Here is a 20,080-nt window from a genome sequence, read left to right as displayed (position 1 = left end):
GCGGATTACTCCGCCGGTTCTGGTTCGTCGATCTGCGCCACCCGCGCCCCGGATTTGTTCGAGGTCACAACACCAAGCGATTTCAGCTTGCGGTGCAGCGCGCTGCGTTCCATGCCCACAAAGCTGGCAGTTCGGCTGATATTGCCACCGAAACGGTTGATCTGGGTCAGCAGGTACTCACGTTCGAACGCCTCGCGCGCTTCCCGCAGCGGCAGCGTTGCCAGCGCACCGGACAAAACCACGCGGCCCGAGTCGTCGGTTTTCTCTTCTTCGGTTGGCAATTCGCGGGCTTCGATCGGGCCTGTTCCATCGCCCAGGATCAGGACACGCTCGATCAGGTTCTTCAGCTGACGCACATTGCCGGGCCAGGTCATGGTCTGCAACAATGCCACCGCCTCTTCCGAGATTTCGCGAATCGGTAAGCCTTGGGTTTCGTTACACATTTCGATGAAATGCTGCGCCAGAACCGGAATATCCTCGCGACGGTCCTCCATCGAAGGCACGGCGATCGGCACAACGTTCAGGCGGTGATACAGCTCTTCACGGAACCGGTCAGCCTCGATTTCGGCATCAAGATCGCGATTTGTCGACGAGATGACCCTCAGATCCACTCGCACCTTGTCAGACCCGCCTACCCGTTGGAATTGCTGGTCGACCAGAACCCGCAGAATCTTGGATTGCGTCCCTAAGGGCATGTCGGCCACTTCGTCAAAGTAGATCACCCCGCCATGGGCCTCTTCCAGCAAGCCGGATTCGATCCCACGTTCCGATGACTCGCGCCCGAATAGCACTTCTTCGACGCGCTCAGGTTCGACCCCGGCGCAGTTGACGGTGACGAATGGCGCGTTGGCGCGGTTGGAATGGGCGTGGATATAACGCGCGGCAATCTCTTTGCCCGACCCGGCTGGCCCGCTCAACATCACACGGCCGTTCGACTTGGTGACCTTGTCCAGCTGGCTCTGCATCGCCCGGAACGAGGCGGATTTGCCGATCATGTCCGAGTTTGTGACCTCGCGGCGCTTGAGCGAAGCATTCTCGCGGCGCAAGCGCGAGGTCTCCATGGCGCGGCGGATCACGACCATCAACTGATCAATGTTAAAGGGCTTTTCGATAAAATCGTAAGCGCCCTGCTTGATGGCTGCCACAGCAATCTCGATGTTGCCGTGACCGGAAATGATCACCACCGGCACATCAGGGTTGTCGCGTTTAACCGACTTCAGGATATCGATCCCGTCCATGCGGCTGTCTTTCAGCCAGATATCAAGGATCAACAGACCCGGCGGCTCGGAATTGATCGACGACATACACTCGTCCGAGTTTGCCGCCAGCCGGGTGGAATAGCCTTCGTCCTCCAGAATGTCGGACACCAGTTCGCGAATATCGCGTTCGTCATCTACGATCAGAATGTCGCTCATCTTTGGCCTGCTTTCAGTTTGTTAGTATGAATTGCCTGCTTTTGTGGCGCTGCGGTCTGGGAAATATTGCCCCCTGGCAAACGGATCACGGCCATCGCACCGAAATGGTCCTGTCCGTCGAAAACGGGCGCGTCTTCCAAAGTCAGCGCTCCGCCATGTTCTTCTATGATTTTCTTGACGATGGGCAGGCCCAGCCCCGTGCCTTCGTCGCGCGTGGTGACATAGGGTTCAAATAACCGCGCCCGATCTTCGGGCAACCCAATGCCATTGTCCGCTATTGTAATGATCGTACCCGTATCATCGTTGGAGATGTCCACTTTGATCTGTGGCTTCAAATTTTCTGGCGGGCCTTTTTTCTTAAGTGTTTCAATGGCCTCACCCGCGTTCTTTATCAAGTTCGTCAACGCCTGGTTCAACATCGTCGCATCGACATCTGCCAGGATGGGGTTGTCTGGCAACGTCGCGTCGATCTGAACGTCCGGCTGTCCGGCTTGCTGCAACAACACGGCTTCGCGCACCAAGTTAACAACGTCTTCCTCACGCCGAACCGGTTCGGGCATCCGCGCGAATTTCGAAAACTCGTCCACGATCCGCCGCAGATCGTTGGTCTGCCGCACGATCACATCGGTCATGGATTCAAGGCTGTCACAATCCTCTTCGTTCAGTTTGCGCGAGAATTTGCGCTTGATCCGTTCCGCGCTGAGCTGGATGGGCGTTAGCGGGTTCTTGATCTCATGGGCAATACGGCGGGCCACATCGCCCCAGGCTGCCATGCGCTGTGCACTGACCAGATCGGTCACGTCATCAAAGGCCACCACGTAGCCCTCAAGCCCGCCATCCTCACCGCGCCGGATCGCCATGCGCACGAGCAAGTTTTCCAACCGCCCCTTACGTGTGACCTTAACCTCACCCTGCACGGCCTCTTGACCGCTGGCTTTCAGATTTTCGAACAAGGGAAGGAATTCGGGAACTGCGATGCCGATAGCCAATTGTTCTTCACCACGCGACCAGTCCAGAAGACGCTCGGCCGAGCGGTTTACGAAAGTGACACATCCATCCGAGTCGACGCCAACCACGCCCGAAGTCACCGAGCTGAGCACGGAATCAAACAGGCGGCGGCGGCGTTCGATTTGACGCGTGTTTTCCAACAACGTTTCGCGCTGCCCTTTAAGTTGCCGTGTCATCTGATTGAAATAACGACCTAACATGGCGATTTCGTCATCGCTGGCCTCTTCGATGACCTGAACGCTCAGATCCCCGGCGCCGACCCTTTGTGCCGCGGTTGTCAGACGGCCAACCGGGCGCGACAGGCGTTCAGCGAACCACATCCCCAAAGACATCGCGGCAAGGATCAGAATAACTGCAAAACCCAGGTACAAGAGCCCGAACTCAAAAAGAACCCGGCCCCTTTCACTTTCAAGTTGTTGGTAGAATTGGACCGTTTCCTTGGTGTCATCCAGCAATTTCAGAAGCTCGCCATCCACCTCGCGGCTAACATACAGATATCGGTCCAGATAAGCCTGTAACGGCACCAGCGCGCGGAATTCGTTGTTTTGCCAATCGGCAATGATCAGAAGGCCACTGTCGGTTGCTTCAACCATCTGCTCCGGTGTCGGCGGTTCATAATTGAACAGGTAGGACCTGTCGCCACGAGATTTGATTTCGCCACTGCCATCAATGACATAGGCCTCGCGCAAGCCCCGTTGAATCTGCGATTGTCCCTGTGCCAGAACCTCGCGCAGTTCTGCGTCCGAGATGTAGAAGTCCAGCGTTCGCGCATTGTCGAGGAATCGGGAAAGAACGATAGCGTCCTGTGTCAGGCCGCCGCGGTGCTCAAGCTCATAGGCCTCGGCGGCGGACAGGGATGATCCGACAACCTGACGGACCCGATCCGAAAACCATCCCTCAAGCCCGATATTTACCGTCAGGCCGGCAAAGATCGCGACGGTCACTGTCGGCACCAGGGCCAGCAAGGTGAACGCACCGATCAGCCGCAGGTGCAGACGAGATCCGGCAGATTTTGCACGGCGTGCAGCGATCAGGCTGAACACCTGCCCCAGAACAAGTGCTGCAACGACCAGCACATAGACCAGATCGGCCAGCAGAATCAGCCGCAGCGTAGGCGCTGCCGAACCCAAATCAAACGGACCGATGACCAGATACGTGGCCAACGCCAGAATTGGCCCCAGAAGGACCAGCCCCAAGGTGCTAAAATTGCGCAGCTTTCGGGATTTCCGCCACCGATCAATCGATAGGATCAGCCCGCTCTGTGCTCGGGTTGCCACCGTCTGCCCTCATCCTGATGTGCCGCTTACGCGACGTACCGCCATATCTCGTGGTCGTTGCCGGGCTTGTACCCGGATGCCACGCTTTGTGTGGCGATATTACATCAGTTTGCGTCGGCGTGTCACCTGAATATCGAGATCGGTGATTTTTTTGCGCAGCGTATTCCTGTTGATCCCCAGCAAATCCGCACATTTCGCCTGATTTCCGCCGGTTGCGTCCAGTGCCTGCTCGATCAAGGGGCCCTCAACCTCGCGCAGGATGCGCTGATACAGGCCCGGAGGTGGCAACAAATTGCCGTGCAGATCGAAATAGCGACGCAAATGACGGGCCACAGAGGCCGAGAGTTTCTCCCTTTCGCCGTCACCAAGAATCGGTTCCGCTTCGGGCTGACTGCCCAAAACCATCTCAACCTCGGCTTTCGATATTTCTTCGGCCCGGCTGGTCAGGCTTAAACGTCGGATCGCGTTTTCCAACTGTCGTACATTACCGGGCCAGGAATACCTTCGGACCAGTTCTACGGCCTCGGAGCTGAGCCAGCGCTTTGTGCCATGCTCCCGTTCTTCGCGGGCAAGGAAGTGATCAACCAGCAGGGTGATATCGTCCACCCGCTCGCGCAGCGCTGGCACGTGGATCGTCGCACCGCACAGTCGATAATACAGATCCTGACGCACCCGCCCGCTTTCCATCGCTTCGGTCAGGTCCGATTGGCTGGTCGCCATAAAACGCGGAAGATGATCGCCGGGCGTGTCCATCATCCGGACAATACGTGCCTGGACCTCATCTTCGATATCAGCGATCTCGTCGATCAACAGGGTGCCGCCCCGTACCCTGGCCATAATGCGCGCAGGTCCCTCGAGGTCACGCAGATCACCAGCGGTCGCAGTGACGAAGGGCAGCGTGCGCCGGTCCGAAAAATCATGAATAGCTCGCGCTATCAAGGACTTGCCGGTGCCACTTTCACCGGAAATCATGACAGAAAGATCGGTATTCATCACACGTGCCACAAGGCGATACAGCGCCTGCATCCCCGGAGTGCGCCCGACCAGCGGCAGCTCCTCAGGACGGTCTTCGGCAGGTACGACCGCATCCGCCTGCACGCGTTGCTTTTGCTCCAAGGCCCGTGCGGTCCGCTTCATCAGGTCTGGCAGATCAAAGGGCTTGGGCAGATAGTCATATGCATCCGCCTCGGCCGCTTGAATGGCGGTCATAATCGTGTTCTGCGCCGAGATCACGATGACCGGCAGCCCCGGACGATCCTGCGCGATTTTTGGCAACATCTCCAGCCCGTTGCCATCCGGCATAACCACGTCCGAGATTACAACGTCTCCTTTGCCCTCGCCGACCCAGCGCATCAGGGTGGTCAGCGAGGATGTCGCATGAACCTTGCACCCGGCCCGCGTCAGGGCCTGAGTCAGTACGGTTCGGATTGTGCGATCGTCATCTGCGACCAGTACTGTGCCATCCATCAGGTGCTCTCCTTACTATCTCTGCCCGGTTGTCCATCTCAGGTCGCGTCGCGCGGTGCGCGCCTGAGCGACAGTCGGAATACGGTGTGTCCCGGAACCGACTCAGCCAAGATCCAGCCGTCGTGGTCCGAGATGATTTTGCTGACCAGCGCCAGCCCAAGACCGGTGCCGTTTTCCCTGCCCGACACAAACGGATCGAAAATGTCGCTGCGGATCTTGTCCGGTAGCCCCGGGCCGTCATCGATGATTTCAATCTGCAGGGGCAAAGAATGCCCCGAACCGTCGCTGCGGCGCAGGCGGAAGGAATGTTCGAAATACGTCCGCAGGCGGATTGTCCCGCCTTTGGGGGACGCCTCGGATGCATTTTTGAGCAGGTTCAGCACCACCTGCAAAAGTTGATCCGGGTCACCATAGGCCAGCGGCAACGAGGGGTCGTAATCCTCGATAATCGTCATATGCGCGCCAAAGCCCAACAGCGCTGAGCGCCGCGCACGGTCCAGAACGTCGTGGATATTGACTGGTTTGAAATCTGGCTGGGTCAGGTTCCCAAATTGCTCGACTTGCTCTAACAGCTTCACTATTCGGCGGCTTTCAGCAACGATAAGATCTGTAAGTTCAAGGTCTTGCTGACTGATATTCATGCTCAGAAGCTGCGCAGCCCCGGTGATCCCCGCCAATGGGTTCTTGATTTCATGTGCCAGCATTTCCGCCATGCCAATCGCCGATTGCGCCGCAGATTTTACCGTGTTGCCCCGTGTCATCCGCCCCGCCAGTTCGCGTGGGGACATGGTCATGATCATCGACCCCGGATGCCCAAGCAGCGGCGCAATTTGCAAAGCGCATTGCAGCGGCGCCCGATTGCCTGACCCCACATCCACATCGTTCACGAAAAGCGGTGTGCCCTGTTGGCGTGCGCGCAAAAACGCTTCTTCCAGTGGGGCATCCACGGCGATCTGGTCCCAGACCGGGTGACCGATGACTGCATTGCGGGACGCATTCAGGAACCCCTCCCCGGCGGAATTCACATCTGTGATCCGGTCATCGGCATCAATGATGAAAGCCGGAACCGGCAGCGAGGCCCAGATGTTTTGGTCCGAGGTCATGCTGCGGCCTCTGCGTCGCTGTGCAGGGCATCGCCCAACAGACGCAGCACCTCGGTGGTATCCCGCGAGGTCAAAACCGCACGGCGCAAGGTTGCCGGGGTCGCGGCCTCATCCATGTACCAGCCGAGATGTTTACGTGCCACGCGCAGCCCCAGATCGGTGCCGTAAAAGTCCAACATCGCCTCATAATGACCGCGCACCATGTCGATCAGGTCGCCATTGGCGGGGATGACCGGCGCTTGTGCGCCATACAAGTCGTGGCACATCTGGGCCAGCAGCCAAGGCTTACCCTGCGCCCCACGCCCAACCATGACGCCATCAGAGCCTGACTGGTCCAAAGCAGTGCGTGCCGCGTCAGAATTCACGATATCCCCGTTCGCGATGACGGGGATCGAGACCGACTCTTTCACTGCCCGGATCGCTTGCCAGTCCGCGCGTCCTTTGTAGAACTGGCACCGCGTCCGCCCGTGGATTGTGACCAGTTGGATGCCCGCACCCTGCGCCCGGCGCGCCACATCCGGTGCGTTCAGCAAGTTGTGGTCCCAACCCAGACGAGTTTTCAAAGTGACCGGAATGTCGACAGCCTCGACCACGGCCTCAATCAGTGTCAGCGCGTGATCCGGTGTCTTAAGCAGCGCCGAACCGGAATAGCCATTCGTCACCTTCTTTGCCGGGCAGCCCATATTGATGTCGATCACCCGCGCGCCACGATCGGCCACCTGACGCGCAGCCTCGGCCATCCAATGCGCCTCGCGCCCGGCAAGTTGAACAGCGGTGTTTTCAACGTCAGCAGACAGCTCGGCCCGTTCCCGCACGCCCGGTTTGGCCTGAACCATTTCCTGACTGGCGACCATTTCGCTGACGACCATGCCCGCGCCAAAGCGCATCACCAGATCGCGGAACGGTCGATCGGTGATCCCGGCCATCGGGGCCAGCATGACCGGCGGATTTAAGGTTTTGTCGGCGAGGTGCAGGGTCAACGTGCTTAATCCTTGGGCAGTTGCGACTTAGATATCGAATTCCGCGCATATGAACAACAAAACGGCAGGAAACAAGCTTGCAAAATCACCACTTGCCTATTTTTTAAGCAACTCGACGCGGGTGATTGCCTCTACATTCACCGCAGCTTAAACACTGCGCTCAAATCATCGGAGAATTCGCCCAATGACCACCGCCGCCATCATCGTCGCCGCAGGACGCGGATTGCGCGCCGGAGGCGGCATTCCCAAGCAATGGCGACCATTGGCCGGACGCAGAGTTGCAGACTGGACCATCGACCGCTTTCGCCATCAGGTCGATCATATTGTTCTGGTGCTGTCCGAGGATGATAAGACCGCTTGGGACGAGTTTTTAGGCTCTGATCTGCTGCTGGCAAAAGGTGGCAGCGATCGTGCCGGGTCGGTACGGAACGGGCTGGATGTATTGGATGGGATGGGGATCGAACATGTCCTGATTCACGACGTCGCTCGCCCCTGCGTGAGCAGCCAGACCATTACAGGCGTCCTGACCGCCCTGACCAAGCATGAGGCTGCAGCGCCCGGTCTGTCCGTTACAGATGCGCTTTGGACCGGTGACGAAGCCGTCGTTACGGGTACGCAGGACCGGACGGGTCTTTTCGCAGCCCAGACCCCACAGGGTTTTCGCTATGACGCGATTGTCGCGGCGCAGGCGGCCCATTCTGGCGGCGCGGCGGACGATGTCGAGGTCGCCCGCGCCGCTGGCATGAACGTCGTGATCGTGCCAGGCGATGCCGATAACATCAAAATCACAAGACCCGAGGATTTTGCCCGGGCGGAACGCGTATTGGGGACAGACATGGATGTGAGACTGGGCAACGGCTATGACGTGCATCGCTTTGGCGACGGGGATCACGTGATCCTGTGCGGCGTCAAAATTCCGCATGACCGGGGGCTACAGGGCCATTCGGATGCGGATGTCGGCATGCATGCGGTTACTGATGCAATCTATGGCGCGCTGGCGCAGGGCGATATTGGCCAGCACTTTCCACCCTCGGACCCCCAATGGAAAGGCGCGGCAAGCGAGATATTCCTCCGCCACGCGGTCGAGTTGTCGGTCCAGATGGGTTACAGTATTTCAAATGTCGATTGCACGCTGGTCTGCGAATACCCCAAGATCGGTCCGCACGCGCCCGCGATGCGTGAAGAAATGGCGAGTATCATGGGGTTGCGCGCCGATCAGATCTCGGTCAAGGCGACCACGTCCGAACGTCTGGGCTTTACCGGACGCAGCGAAGGCATCGCCTCGCTGGCCACAGCTTGTCTGGTGAAGTCATGAACGCCGCGCGCCTGATCGGGACCGTTTGCGGCGTCGGATATCTACGCCCTGCACCCGGAACATGGGGATCTCTGGCCGCCTTGCCCCTGGCTTGGGTCCTTCATACGCTGGGCGGCTTTCCATTGCTGGTCCTCGCCACTGTCGCTGTTTTCGTCGGCGGCCTGTGGGCCACCAAAGTGATGACTGCTGGTCAGGAAGATCACGACCCGTCTGAAATCGTCATCGACGAAGTTACCGGGCAGTTCATCGCGCTTTGGGCCATTTCCTACCCATCCTGGGCGCATGGAATCGATATCACAGCCCTTTGGCCCGGCTGGATCGCAGGTTTCCTTCTGTTTCGCCTGTTCGACATCACGAAACTCGGCCCGGTGGGTTGGGCGGATCGCAAAGGTGACGCGATGGGTGTGATGCTGGACGATGTGATCGCCGGCGTCTTTGCCGGGATCGGCGTTCTGGTTCTTGCCGGCATCTCGCACGGTGTTCTGGGCCTATGAGTGTCGCCGCTTTGCTTGACCGCGCCAAGGCGCAAGGCGTGATGATCGCGACAGCCGAAAGCTGTACCGGCGGCATGGTCGCTGCTGCGCTGACGGATATCCCGGGCAGCTCGGCCGTGGTGGATCGCGGGTTTGTCACCTACACCAATGACGCCAAGCAGCAGATGCTGGGCGTAAACGCCGAGACTCTGGCAACCCATGGCGCTGTGTCCGAAGAAGTCGCGCTGGAGATGGCAGAAGGTGCATTGAAGAACTCGCAAGCCCAACTGACCGTTTCGATCACCGGCATCGCAGGCCCTGGCGGATCAGAATTCAAGCCGGAAGGCCGCGTTTGCTTTGGGCTCGCTGCCGACGGACAGAAGACAAAGACCGAAACGGTCGAATTTGGGCCGTTGGGACGTGACAAGGTCCGCATTGCGGCCCGCGATCATGCTCTGAACCTTCTGTCGCACGGCGTTTCGTTGTTCGCTCAATAATAAAGCACTCTGTACCTTTTGACGCCTATTTTATCATCGGTTGATAAAAGGCCCTTAAAACAGGCACCCAAAACCCCGTCCGCCTCTTTTTTCCCCGTCCTCTCTCCGCTTCAACGCCAGCCACGCAAGCTGAAGACGCCACAGAGGAGACCGGCTGATGAACGGAGCCGATACCGCCTGGATCATAGTTGCAACTGCACTGGTCCTATTCATGACATTGCCGGGCCTCGCCCTGTTCTATGGCGGTCTCGTCCGCGCCCGCAACGTGCTGAGCGTTTTCATGCACTGCTTCAGCATCGCCTGTTTGATGAGCATCCTGTGGTTGGTCGCCGGATACTCGATCGCATTTGGTGACGGCGGGTCGGGTCTGTGGGGCGGTCTCGGCAAAGCCTTCCTGAACGGAGTTGACGTCGACAGCCTGTCGGGCACCCTGCCCGAGGTACTGTTCTTTGCCTTCCAGATGACATTCGCAATCATCACCCCCGCCCTGATCATCGGCGCATATGTCGAGCGTGTGGGTTACGGGTTTGTCATGATCTTCTCAGGCCTGTGGATGCTGCTGTGCTACGCACCCGTCGTTCACTGGATCTGGGGCGGTGGCATTCTGACCGATGGCGGCATTCTGGGCGAGATCGGCGTGCGTGACTTTGCCGGTGGCATCGTGGTGCACGAAACCGCAGGTCTGGCCGCGCTGATCATCGCCGTGGTTCTTGGCCCTCGCCGCAACCGCACGACCCCGCCGCACAATCCGGGCTATGTCATGATCGGTGCCGCGATGCTTTGGGTTGGCTGGTTTGGCTTCAACGGCGGTTCACAATTGGCGGCAGATGGCGGTGCCGCCATGGCGATAACAGTCACGCATATCTCGGCCGCAACCGCATCGCTGACATGGGCGCTGTATGAACGCATCAAATACGGCAAAGCCTCGATGGTGGGCCTGGTTACAGGTACGATTGCGGGTCTGGCCTCGATCACCCCAGCCTCGGGATATGTCGATCCGGTTCAGGCGCTGATCATCGGTGCCGTAGCAGGCGTGTTGTGTCAGGAGGCCGTGAACATCATCCGTAACAAGCTGAACATCGACGACACTCTGGACGTGTTCGCGGTGCACGGCGTAGGCGGCATCTTTGGCACCATCATGATCGCTGTGTTCGGCCTGGGTGCCTGGACCGCGCAGTTGGGCGGGCTGGTGATCGTGGGTGCCTTTACGGCAGTTGTCACATTTGTGTTGATCAAGGTGGTTGCGCTGATCACCCCGCTTCGCGTAGATGCAGAAACCGAGACAAACGGGCTCGATCTGTCGGTACACGGCGAGCGTGCCTATGACATGAGCAGCTAAGCCCACCTTGGCTGCCTCTTGCCCGCAAGGGCCAAAGCGGGCCTCTTCGTGAGGTCCGCTTTTCTTTTGCGCACACCCCTCTCGACTCTGGGACGGGGGACAGGCTATCAGCCCGCAATGCCATTCAGCCCAGAGGTACCGTTATGATCCCCAGTTCATTCCCCGACAGCACCGAAATCGCTCGCCTTACCGCACGGATGTTGCTGGAGATCAAAGCCGTCCATTTCAATTCGCGTGAGCCGTTCACACTGGCCAGCGGCTTGCCCAGCCCAACCTATATCGACTGCCGCAAGCTGATCTCGTACCCGCGCATTCGGTCGACCCTGATGGATTTCCTGACCGTCACCGTGATGCGGGATGCCGGGTTTGAGGCATTCGACAATATCGCCGGCGGTGAGACCGCGGGCATCCCCTTCGCCGCCATGGTGGCTGAGCGTATGGCGCTGCCGATGACCTACGTGCGCAAAAAGCCAAAGGGTTATGGCCGCAACGCTCGTATCGAAGGCGCGATGAGCGAAGGAGAGCGCGTGCTGCTGGTCGAGGATCTGACCACCGATGGCGGGTCCAAGCTGTCCTTCGTGGATGCGATCCGCGAAACAGGTGCCACTTGCGGGCACACGGCGGTCATCTTCTACTATGGCATCTTTCCCGAGACTGAAAAAACGTTGGGCGACCACGGCATCCAACTGCATCACCTTTGCACATGGTGGGATGTTCTGGCCGAGGCCAAAGCACAGAAAGCCTTTGATCAGGAAACACTTGACGGTGTCGAAGCCTTCCTGAAAGACCCGCGTGGCTGGCAGGAAGCAAATAAATCCACGTAAACCTCTTGTGGACAGATTGGGGATAAGCCCGGAAGAATCGGGCGACCGGCCACGATATCTGGTGACTTTTTCCCCAAATCCTACATAATAAGCTACGCATACACAGGTATCCAAACTGTCAGGAAAGTTATCCCAAGGCTTTATCCATAGTTAGCCACAGGTATTTCCAGATAGCCGACACGCCGAAATAGCGTGTAGAAAGCGCCGCAGGGCAGCGGGGACAAAATGAACGAGATCAGCAGCATCGAGCAGGCAGCAGCTCGGATTCAGAACGCCGAAACCATGCCGCATTCCATTGAGGCCGAACAGCAGCTTCTGGGTGCGATCCTGACCAATAACGATCTTTATGATCGGGTCGCCTCGATCATCGGGGCCGAGCATTTCTATGACCCGGTTCACTCTCGGATTTATGAGGTCGCCTCGACCCGGATAGCTAAGAATGCGCTGGCCTCGCCCGTGACGCTGAAATCCTTCATGGCCGAGGATGAGGGCCTGCAGGAACTGGGTGGCCCGGCCTATCTGGTCAAACTGGCGGGCGCATCGATCAGCGCCTTTGCGGTGCATGACTATGCCCAGATGATTTATGATCTGGCAATCCGGCGCGAGCTGATCCGGCTGGGTCGGGATATCTCGGACAAGGCGGCGCGGGTTGATGTCTCAAGCGAGCCGAAAGAACAAATCGTCGAGGCCGAGCAACAGCTTTATCAGTTATCCGAGCAGGGCCAGACCGAACAGGGATTTCAATCCTTCCTCAAGGCGGTCACAGAAGCCGTCAACGTCACCAACGAAGCGTACCAGCGCGGTGGTGGCATGGCAGGGATTTCCACCGGTCTGGCCGACTTGGACAAACAACTGGGTGGATTGCACCCGTCTGACCTGATCATTCTTGCCGGTCGTCCGTCGATGGGGAAAACCTCTTTGGCGACCAACGTGGCATTCAATGTGGCCAAGGCGTACAAACGTGGGCTGAAACCAGACGGCTCAGAGGGCGCGATTGACGGCGGTGTCGTTGGCTTTTTCTCATTGGAAATGAGTGCGGAACAGCTGGCAGGCCGAGTTCTGGCTGAAGCCTCCGAAATCTCATCCCATAAGATCCGCCAGGGTGACATGACCGAGTCCGAGTTCCGCCGCTTTGTCGACGCGGCCAAGGAACTGGAAGCCTGCCCGCTTTTCATTGACGACACGCCCGCCCTGCCGATTTCGCAGTTGGCGGCTCGGGCACGCCGTTTGAAACGGACACATGGTTTGGACCTGCTCGTTATCGACTACCTGCAGCTGTGCCGGGGCATGGCCGAAAACCGCGTCAACGAAATTGCCGAGATTTCGATGGGCATGAAAGCCATCGCCAAGGAATTGCAAATTCCGGTGATCGCCCTGTCCCAGCTTTCGCGTCAGGTTGAAAACCGCGACGACAAACGCCCACAACTGTCCGACCTGCGGGAATCAGGCTCGATCGAACAGGACGCCGACGTGGTGATGTTCGTGTACCGCGAGGAATACTACAAGGAACGCGAAAAGCCCGGCGATCACGAACTGGAAAAGATGGAAGAGTGGAAGCAGGCCATGGAACGTCTGCACGGCAAGGCCGAAGTCATTGTCGGGAAGCAGCGCCACGGTCCCATCGGCACGGTCGACCTTTCGTTCGAGGCGCAGTTCACCCGTTTTGGAAATCTGGTAAAACCCTGGCAACAGGACGGGCAGATTGAGGGGTATTAACCCTTACCATAGCTCGGGTTTGTTGAATGCACTGACACATTGAGATGGCCCCTTGAACGGCGCCATCTCAACCCCCGTCAATGATTGCCCCAACCACCCGTGCGGATGGCTTAACGGCAGAGGAGCTTGGGCGACTTTTTCTGAAATCTGCAAAAACCCGGTTTTACCGTAGTAGTTCGGATCACCGTAGGTCACCACAAAGTCCACTTTGTCACGGCGCAGCTCGTCCAACCCAAACGTGATCAGTCGCTGCCCAATCCCCGCTTTCTGGTGATCCGTACGCACGGCAACCGGCGACATCAAGAACACCTGTCGAAGGTCTTGGCCAAAGCGCAGCCGCGAAAACAGGATGCAACCCTGCACTTGGGGATCATCATCGGCAATGGCGGCGTGCAGGTCATCTCTGTCCGTCGTCTCCAACAAATCGCTGACCAGCGCACTGATCACTGCTCCCTCTTCTTTACTCTCAGATGCCGTGAATACGTCGCGAAACAGTTCAGGCAGTTCGGTCGCATACGCATTGTAGTCCCAGGTCATTTTCAGCATGGAATTCATCTCACTTCATCGTCCGGCTCTGAGTAAACGATATACTTATACAACGTTCGTTGAATACGTGGCGGATACAATGTCGAGGCAACTGTAATACTCCTAAAAGTCAGGCAAACCGCCATTGTCCCTGCGATAGCAGCTAGAAGCCGCCCAGCACTCGCAAAATCTCCTCAAGAATTGCTGTTTACCCCCTTGACCTGCCGCAATCCAATGTCATGAACACTCCATGGGTACCGCACACTTAACGATCAATCTTCATGCGCTCGCCAGCAATTGGCGGGCATTGGACGCAAAAACAAAAGTCGAAACCGGAGCAGTTGTCAAAGCTGATGCTTATGGGCTTGGAGCTGGGCCAGTGTCTGCGACCCTGGCTGAAGAAGGGGTTCGCCAATTTTTTGTCGCCGCCGCCGAAGAAGGCGCCGCTGTGCGCGACGCGGTAGGCCCCAAGCCGCAGATTTTCGTGTTCTCTGGTTTCATGGAAGGGGACAATGGGCTACATTATGCAGATAATCTGATCCCTTTGATCAATTCGCCGGAACAGTATAAAAGGCTCCGGCAGGCAATGCCGGATCGCCCTTTTGGGGTCCAATTGAACAGCGGCATGAACCGCCTTGGGCTTGAGCCCGCAGACTGGGCTGAACTGCGGCCCGAGATGGAGGCCAATAACCCGGTGGTAGTTATGTCACATCTGGCCTGCGCGGATGAGCCTGATAACCCGATGAACCAACAGCAGTTGAAATCCTTCCGCGAGATGACAGATGGCGTGACTGCCCTCCGTTCTCTGGCTGCTACGGGTGGTACGATGTTGGGGTCCGAGTTCCACTTTGACTTCTGCCGCCCCGGCATCGGCCTGTACGGCGGCATGCCCTTTGCCGACGCGAAACCTGTTGTCGCGATCGACCTGCCTGTTATCCAAGTCCGCCCTGTCGACGTCGGTGAAACGGTCGGATACGGCAACAGCTGGATTGCGCGTCGTCCCTCTCGCATTGCAACCGTTGCCGCCGGTTACGCTGATGGTTTGCACCGCGCCATCGGTGGTGGGATCGACGTGTTTTTTGGCGACCAGCCCTGCCCGGTTGTCGGACGCATCTCGATGGACCTGATCACGGTTGACGTCACCGATCTGCCCGAAGATCCCGAACGCCTACGCATCCTGAACGGACATCAAACAGTCGACGATCTGGCCGAAGCCGCCGGCACCATCGGATATGAAATCCTGACGTCGCTGGGCGCGCGTTTTTCCCGGGGATACGTCGAATGAACCCATTGGCCGCGCTGGGTGGGTTGGGCCGTGCTGTCCTGTCCATGCTTGCCAACTTTGGCAAGGTGGGAATATTCGCGCTGGACGCGATCTCACACATCTTTCGGCCACCCTATTACCCGCGCGAGTTTGCCGTTGCCCTGATGAATGTCGGCTGGCTGTCGCTGCCGGTTGTTGGCCTGACTGCCATCTTCACCGGCGGTGCCCTTGCCTTACAAATCTACGCAGGCGGCGCGCGTTTCAACGCCGAGGCCGTGGTGCCCCAGATCGTCGCCATCGGCATGGTGCGTGAACTCGGCCCTGTTCTGGTCGGCCTGATGATCGCCGCGCGCGTGACCTCGTCCATCGCGGCCGAAATCGCGACCATGAAAGTGACCGAGCAGATTGACGCGCTGGTCACCCTGTCGACCCACCCGATGAAATACCTGACGGCGCCGCGTGTTCTGGCCGCCTTGATTACGGTGCCCCTGTTGGTCGGGATCGGAGATATCATCGGCATTGCAGGCGGTTACGTGGTCGCAACGCAAAATCTGGGTTTCAACGCGGCGACCTACCTACAGAACACGGTCAACTTTCTTGAGACCAAGGACATCGTGTCATCTCTGGTCAAAGGCGCGGCTTTCGGCCTGATCGCGGCCATCATGGGTTGCTATAACGGCATGAATTCGGGCCGCGGCGCGCAAGGTGTGGGCCGGGCCACCAAATCCTCGGTCGAATCCGCCGCGATTATGATCCTCGCTGCCAACTTCATTCTCACAGGGGTGTTCTTCTCGGTATGATCAGGATGGAGAACGTAGCGAAAGCCTTTGGCGACAATCAGGTTCTGCAAGGCATGAGCCTTGAGATCCCCAAAGGCACCTCGATGGTCATCATCGGCGGCTCGGGCACCGGTAAGTCCGTGGCTCTGAAGTGCATTCTGGGCCTGATCAAACCCGATAGTGGGATGATCTACGTAAACGGTAAGGACGCTGCGAAAGGCGACCGCGACAAATTCCTGGCCCGCTTCGGGATGCTGTTTCAGGGCGCGGCCCTGTTCGATTCCCTGCCCGTCTGGCAGAACGTTTCCTTCCGCCTGCTGCGCGGTCCGTTGAAGCGCCCCGCCGAATACGCGCGCGAAATCGCCATTGAGAAACTGCGCCGTGTGGGCCTGAAATCTGACGTGGCCGACCGGTTCCCGTCCGAACTGTCAGGCGGCATGCAGAAACGCGTGGGCCTCGCCCGCGCCATCGCCGCCGAGCCAGAGATCATCTTCTTTGACGAACCCACCACCGGCCTCGACCCGATCATGTCCGGCGTCATCAATGACCTGATCCGCGAGATCGTGACCGAGATGGGCGCCACCGCTATGACCATCACCCACGACATGAGCTCTGTCCGCGCGATTGCGGACAACGTGGCCATGCTGCACGGAGGCGTCATCCAATGGACCGGCCCGGTCAGCCAGATGGATGCCTCGGGCGATCCTTATGTGGAACAGTTCATCAGCGGGAGTGCGGAAGGGCCGATTGAGGCGGTGCGGTGATAGTGCAAACTGCGCAAAAAAGATTGTGATCCGTTTTCTACTAGAATTTGTCATGTAAACTGCGAGTCTCGCAATTCATTCGCTGTAGACTTTCGTCTCCTGTAAAAATACGGAACAAGAATTTTTGAAAGATCAAGAACTTGAAAAAGTTTCTATCATTGGCAAAAGAGTTTGGAGCTCGCTATTCGGGCCCACTTCGTTTGATCGCCTGTGCCTTGCCAGTTGTAGTCTGGAAGTTTCTTTTTCCCGAATGGTACTATGAATCTTCATATTCTACGCAAGCCGATTTTGCCTTGGTAGTGGTCCTTCCATTTGTTATCATTTACATGTTTTGGGATTTCTTCAAACTCAAACGAAGAAATTCGAAGAAAGGAACTTCAGCAAAGGACACTTAGGCCCAATAGTTATGTGCTCATGTGAACTTTGATGGAGCCAATGACCCTCCGCCTCGCCACCCTCTCCCTCCTGATCCTCTACCCCATCGCGTGGTTCGCCCCACTGATGCGTGCGGGGCTGTTGCCGATCTTCGGTCTCAGTGAAATCAGCGTCATCACCGGCCTGCAATCCTTATGGAAGTCGGACGTCTTTCTGGCGCTGATCGTCACAATCTTCGCCCTCTTCGCGCCCTACGTCAAAACCATCGGCACCGCATTGATCCAATGGGACCTGCTGGACCCGCGCGTCCAACCTGCACTCAACCTTCTCGGGAAACTGGCGATGGCCGACATTTTCCTGATCGCGCTCTATATCACGCTGGCGAAGGGAATCTCCTACGCGACCATCGAAACTGCGTGGGGTCTTTACCTGTTCACAGCGTGCATTCTGGCCTCACTCGCATTGGGCCACATTACCGAAATGACACGCGGATCACGAAATTCTCAGACGTAATTGATTGAAAACGCTTATCTGAGTATCATCTTTATATTTCGAGCAGAAAATTTTTGTAGTTTCGGTCCTAAGCGGATCATTCTGTGTGCGTTAGATGTCCCCGCTTTGGGCTGGTGTGTTCCGGTTTCAAAAGGAGTTCGTCTAAGATGACTGCCCTCCACAACATCACATTGCAATTTCAGAATGCCTTTTTAAGATTGACTTTTTTCCTCATATGCACTGCGGCCCTGTTCTCGGTTGGCGCGTGTTTTCTGTCCGCTTTGGGGGTTCTGCCCTGGCTATCTATGCAGGCCGGTTTCGGCACAGGTCCAGCTGTCGACGCAGGTATGTATGTCCAGATAGGCCTGACGGTGCTGATTCTCATGTTAGCGTTTTATCTTCCCGCAAACGCCCGGATGATGGCGCTTGAAACGTCACATCGTAAGTTCTCGCTAAACATGCACGACGTGGCTCAGGCCTACCATCTGGCCCATTCAGCGGATCGCGGCGAAACGTTTCTGCTGTCCTCCGAGTTCGACGCGGTCAAGGAAAGGATGGCCTTCCTGCGCCACCACCCCGACTTGCAATCGCTCGAACCCGAAATCCTGGAGCTGGCCGCACAGATGAGCCATGTCAGCCAAGAGCTGGCAGAAACCTATGGCGATGCCCGCGTCAGCCGTGCCCGCACGTTCCTGCAGCAACGTCAGGAAGAGATTGAAACGTTCCAGAAACGGATCGAAGAAGCGCAGGTCATCCAGCATGAGCTGCGCCAATGGACCCACGATATCGAGATGGAAGAATCCATTGCCAAATCGCAGCTGGCACGTTTGCGGGACGAACTGTTTGAACTGCTGCCCGAATTGTCGGCACAGCTTCAATCGCCCGTGGACGACCGCGATCCCAAGAAATCGAGCGTCATAGCAATGTCGCCGCCCCGCGCCGCGGAATAGGCGCGACAGCGCCCGCCGGGGACGATGGCCCATAGGGCCCGAGGACGCGGCGCGCCACCGGCAGAGATGAAAGCCCCGCTAGGGCTTGAAGAACTGCCCGCGCTCGGGCACCAAGGCCGAATGGCAAAGACAACTTTCTCCTGCTCGGCCTGTGGCGCAACGCATTCCCGGTGGTCCGGGCGGTGCGACGGCTGCGGTGAATGGAACACAATCACGCAAGACGTGCCTCTTTCGGCTGGCCCTGCAAAAAAATCCCTCGGCGGCAAACGTGGCCAGTCCATTACACTCACGGACTTGTCGACCGAGGAAACACCGCCGCCGCGCACCTTGTGCGGCGTAGAAGAACTGGACCGCGTTTTGGGTGGCGGTCTGGTCCCGGCCTCGGCCCTGCTGGTTGGGGGCGATCCGGGGATTGGCAAGTCGACGTTGCTGTTACAGGCCGCAGCGCGGTTTGCACGTGCTGGCGTTAAGACGATTTACGTGTCTGGCGAAGAAGCCAGCGCTCAGGTGCGCATGCGCGCGCGCCGTCTGGGTCTAGAGGACGCACCTGTTCAACTGGCCGCCGAAACCAACCTGCGGAACATTCTGACGACGCTTGAGGCTGAGAAACCCGGTCTGGCCATCATCGACTCGATTCAGACGATGTGGGCCGACAATGTGGACAGCGCACCGGGCTCGGTGTCACAAGTCCGGGCCGCGGCGCATGAATTGACCACGTTTGCGAAACGACACGGTGTTTCAATCATCATGGTCGGCCACGTCACCAAAGAAGGTCAAATTGCAGGTCCTCGCGTCGTCGAACATATGGTCGACACCGTCCTTTACTTCGAAGGCGAGCGCGGCCATCAGTTCCGCATTCTGCGGGCGGTCAAGAACCGCTTTGGCCCTGCGGACGAGATCGGCGTGTTCGAAATGACAGGCAAAGGCCTGGCACAGGTGACCAATCCATCGGCCTTGTTCCTGTCGGAACGCGGCACGCCCAGCCCCGGATCGGCAGTCTTTGCCGGGATCGAAGGCACGCGCCCTGTTTTGGTTGAATTACAAGCACTTGTGGCCCCCTCTCCACATTCGCAACCGCGCCGTACCGTTGTTGGTTGGGACAGTGGGCGTCTGGCAATGATCCTCGCCGTGCTCGAAGCACGCTGCGGCATCCCTTTTGCAGGTCTCGATGTGTACCTCAACGTCGCCGGCGGATTGAAAATCGGTGAACCCGCCGCAGATCTGGCCGTTGCCGCAGCCCTGCTGAGTGCCCGAGAAGACACAGCCCTGCCCGCAGATACCGTTGTTTTCGGAGAAATCTCGTTATCTGGGGCACTTAGACCGGCCCCACAGACCGAAAACAGGTTGAAAGAAGCCCAAAAACTTGGTTTCACATCGGCAATCGCTCCGGCGGGCGGCAAAACCGGTACTGTGGCAGGTCTGACACTCACCCGACCCTCTGATTTGGTTGGGTTTGTTGGCGAAACCTTCGGAGCAGGTTAAGGTCGTCCCCTGAGGGGCAGAAAAAGAACAGGCGA

Annotated in this window: 18 protein-coding genes; 12 read left to right on the top strand and 6 right to left on the bottom strand. The window is 58.0% G+C overall.

Annotation, left to right across the window (positions count from 1 at the left end; all coding sequences use genetic code 11):
- Positions 1-5: 5 nt before the first annotated feature.
- The 5 genes from ntrX to dusB all read right to left on the bottom strand — a co-directional run bounded on the left by ntrX (position 6) and on the right by dusB (position 7,250).
- A complete protein-coding gene (ntrX, locus tag AC2FGC_RS00480; protein WP_496781272.1) occupies positions 6-1,415 on the bottom strand; it encodes a nitrogen assimilation response regulator NtrX in 1,410 nt (469 codons plus the stop codon).
- Complete coding sequence (locus AC2FGC_RS00475) at positions 1,412-3,700, bottom strand: sensor histidine kinase NtrY-like (RefSeq protein ID WP_496781271.1); 2,289 nt, start codon at positions 3,698-3,700, stop codon at positions 1,412-1,414. Before AC2FGC_RS00475 ends, ntrX begins: the two co-directional genes overlap by 4 nt.
- 99 nt (positions 3,701-3,799) lie before the next feature.
- Entirely contained in the window at positions 3,800-5,167 is a 1,368-nt protein-coding gene (locus AC2FGC_RS00470) for a response regulator (RefSeq protein ID WP_496723053.1), read from the bottom strand.
- Between the two features lie 38 nt (positions 5,168-5,205).
- Entirely contained in the window at positions 5,206-6,270 is a 1,065-nt protein-coding gene (locus AC2FGC_RS00465; RefSeq protein ID WP_496696576.1) for a two-component system sensor histidine kinase NtrB, read from the bottom strand.
- Positions 6,267-7,250 (bottom strand): tRNA dihydrouridine synthase DusB, encoded by a 984-nt coding sequence (gene dusB, locus AC2FGC_RS00460; RefSeq protein ID WP_496723054.1) that lies wholly within the window; start codon positions 7,248-7,250, stop codon positions 6,267-6,269. Before dusB ends, AC2FGC_RS00465 begins: the two co-directional genes overlap by 4 nt.
- A 184-nt stretch (positions 7,251-7,434) precedes the next feature.
- On the opposite strand from dusB, the gene AC2FGC_RS00455 reads away from it, so the two are divergent.
- The 6 genes from AC2FGC_RS00455 (at position 7,435) to AC2FGC_RS00430 (ending at position 13,414) form a co-directional block, all read left to right on the top strand.
- Positions 7,435-8,565: a bifunctional 2-C-methyl-D-erythritol 4-phosphate cytidylyltransferase/2-C-methyl-D-erythritol 2,4-cyclodiphosphate synthase gene (locus AC2FGC_RS00455; RefSeq protein ID WP_496781270.1), complete on the top strand. Its 1,131-nt coding sequence runs from the start codon at positions 7,435-7,437 to the stop codon at positions 8,563-8,565.
- A complete protein-coding gene (locus AC2FGC_RS00450) occupies positions 8,562-9,059 on the top strand; it encodes a phosphatidylglycerophosphatase A family protein (protein WP_496723058.1) in 498 nt (165 codons plus the stop codon). Before AC2FGC_RS00455 ends, AC2FGC_RS00450 begins: the two co-directional genes overlap by 4 nt.
- Complete coding sequence (locus tag AC2FGC_RS00445; protein ID WP_496723059.1) at positions 9,056-9,535, top strand: CinA family protein; 480 nt, start codon at positions 9,056-9,058, stop codon at positions 9,533-9,535. The genes AC2FGC_RS00450 and AC2FGC_RS00445 overlap by 4 nt, the downstream gene beginning before the upstream one ends.
- Before the next feature lie 157 nt (positions 9,536-9,692).
- Positions 9,693-10,874: an ammonium transporter gene (locus AC2FGC_RS00440; RefSeq protein ID WP_496723061.1), complete on the top strand. Its 1,182-nt coding sequence runs from the start codon at positions 9,693-9,695 to the stop codon at positions 10,872-10,874.
- Between the two features lie 143 nt (positions 10,875-11,017).
- A complete protein-coding gene (locus AC2FGC_RS00435) occupies positions 11,018-11,698 on the top strand; it encodes an orotate phosphoribosyltransferase (protein WP_108858457.1) in 681 nt (226 codons plus the stop codon).
- Between the two features lie 225 nt (positions 11,699-11,923).
- A complete protein-coding gene (locus tag AC2FGC_RS00430) occupies positions 11,924-13,414 on the top strand; it encodes a replicative DNA helicase (RefSeq protein ID WP_496723064.1) in 1,491 nt (496 codons plus the stop codon).
- A gap of 3 nt (positions 13,415-13,417) precedes the next feature.
- On the opposite strand, the gene AC2FGC_RS00425 is transcribed toward AC2FGC_RS00430, so the two are convergent.
- On the bottom strand, positions 13,418-13,960 hold the full coding sequence (locus AC2FGC_RS00425) for a GNAT family N-acetyltransferase (protein ID WP_496723066.1): 543 nt from the start codon (positions 13,958-13,960) through the stop codon (positions 13,418-13,420).
- Positions 13,961-14,189: 229 nt separating this feature from the next.
- Between AC2FGC_RS00425 and alr the strand changes: the two genes are divergently transcribed.
- The 6 genes from alr to radA all read left to right on the top strand — a co-directional run bounded on the left by alr (position 14,190) and on the right by radA (position 20,045).
- Complete coding sequence (gene alr / locus AC2FGC_RS00420) at positions 14,190-15,224, top strand: alanine racemase (RefSeq protein WP_496723068.1); 1,035 nt, start codon at positions 14,190-14,192, stop codon at positions 15,222-15,224.
- A complete protein-coding gene (locus AC2FGC_RS00415) occupies positions 15,221-16,003 on the top strand; it encodes an MlaE family ABC transporter permease (protein ID WP_496723071.1) in 783 nt (260 codons plus the stop codon). Before alr ends, AC2FGC_RS00415 begins: the two co-directional genes overlap by 4 nt.
- On the top strand, positions 16,000-16,746 hold the full coding sequence (locus tag AC2FGC_RS00410) for an ABC transporter ATP-binding protein (RefSeq protein ID WP_496723073.1): 747 nt from the start codon (positions 16,000-16,002) through the stop codon (positions 16,744-16,746). Before AC2FGC_RS00415 ends, AC2FGC_RS00410 begins: the two co-directional genes overlap by 4 nt.
- 435 nt (positions 16,747-17,181) lie before the next feature.
- Positions 17,182-17,634, top strand: a complete 453-nt coding sequence (locus AC2FGC_RS00405; RefSeq protein ID WP_496723075.1) for a paraquat-inducible protein A — start codon at positions 17,182-17,184, stop codon at positions 17,632-17,634.
- 146 nt (positions 17,635-17,780) lie between these two features.
- Positions 17,781-18,563, top strand: coding sequence for a DNA repair protein (locus AC2FGC_RS00400; RefSeq protein WP_496781269.1), 783 nt, complete (start codon positions 17,781-17,783; stop codon positions 18,561-18,563).
- 120 nt (positions 18,564-18,683) lie between these two features.
- Entirely contained in the window at positions 18,684-20,045 is a 1,362-nt protein-coding gene (gene radA, locus AC2FGC_RS00395) for a DNA repair protein RadA (protein WP_058278214.1), read from the top strand.
- The last annotated feature ends 35 nt before the right edge of the window (positions 20,046-20,080 follow it).

The organism is Ruegeria sp. CDSC054 (genome assembly GCF_059610645.1).
This window is presented reverse-complemented; position numbering and strand designations above follow the sequence as displayed.

Bases quoted from the DNA above. Each gene is read 5' to 3' on its own strand.
- ntrX (WP_496781272.1), bottom strand. From the start codon at position 1,415: ATGAGCGACATTCTGATCGTAGATGACGAACGCGATATTCGCGAACTG.
- AC2FGC_RS00470 (WP_496723053.1), bottom strand. From the start codon at position 5,167: ATGGATGGCACAGTACTGGTCGCAGATGACGATCGCACAATCCGAACC.
- AC2FGC_RS00465 (WP_496696576.1), bottom strand. From the start codon at position 6,270: ATGACCTCGGACCAAAACATCTGGGCCTCGCTGCCGGTTCCGGCTTTC.
- AC2FGC_RS00455 (WP_496781270.1), top strand. From the start codon at position 7,435: ATGACCACCGCCGCCATCATCGTCGCCGCAGGACGCGGATTGCGCGCC.
- AC2FGC_RS00450 (WP_496723058.1), top strand. From the start codon at position 8,562: ATGAACGCCGCGCGCCTGATCGGGACCGTTTGCGGCGTCGGATATCTA.
- AC2FGC_RS00445 (WP_496723059.1), top strand. From the start codon at position 9,056: ATGAGTGTCGCCGCTTTGCTTGACCGCGCCAAGGCGCAAGGCGTGATG.
- AC2FGC_RS00440 (WP_496723061.1), top strand. From the start codon at position 9,693: ATGAACGGAGCCGATACCGCCTGGATCATAGTTGCAACTGCACTGGTC.
- AC2FGC_RS00435 (WP_108858457.1), top strand. From the start codon at position 11,018: ATGATCCCCAGTTCATTCCCCGACAGCACCGAAATCGCTCGCCTTACC.
- AC2FGC_RS00430 (WP_496723064.1), top strand. From the start codon at position 11,924: ATGAACGAGATCAGCAGCATCGAGCAGGCAGCAGCTCGGATTCAGAAC.
- AC2FGC_RS00425 (WP_496723066.1), bottom strand. From the start codon at position 13,960: ATGCTGAAAATGACCTGGGACTACAATGCGTATGCGACCGAACTGCCT.
- alr (WP_496723068.1), top strand. From the start codon at position 14,190: ATGGGTACCGCACACTTAACGATCAATCTTCATGCGCTCGCCAGCAAT.
- AC2FGC_RS00415 (WP_496723071.1), top strand. From the start codon at position 15,221: ATGAACCCATTGGCCGCGCTGGGTGGGTTGGGCCGTGCTGTCCTGTCC.
- AC2FGC_RS00410 (WP_496723073.1), top strand. From the start codon at position 16,000: ATGATCAGGATGGAGAACGTAGCGAAAGCCTTTGGCGACAATCAGGTT.
- AC2FGC_RS00405 (WP_496723075.1), top strand. From the start codon at position 17,182: ATGACCCTCCGCCTCGCCACCCTCTCCCTCCTGATCCTCTACCCCATC.
- AC2FGC_RS00400 (WP_496781269.1), top strand. From the start codon at position 17,781: ATGACTGCCCTCCACAACATCACATTGCAATTTCAGAATGCCTTTTTA.
- radA (WP_058278214.1), top strand. From the start codon at position 18,684: ATGGCAAAGACAACTTTCTCCTGCTCGGCCTGTGGCGCAACGCATTCC.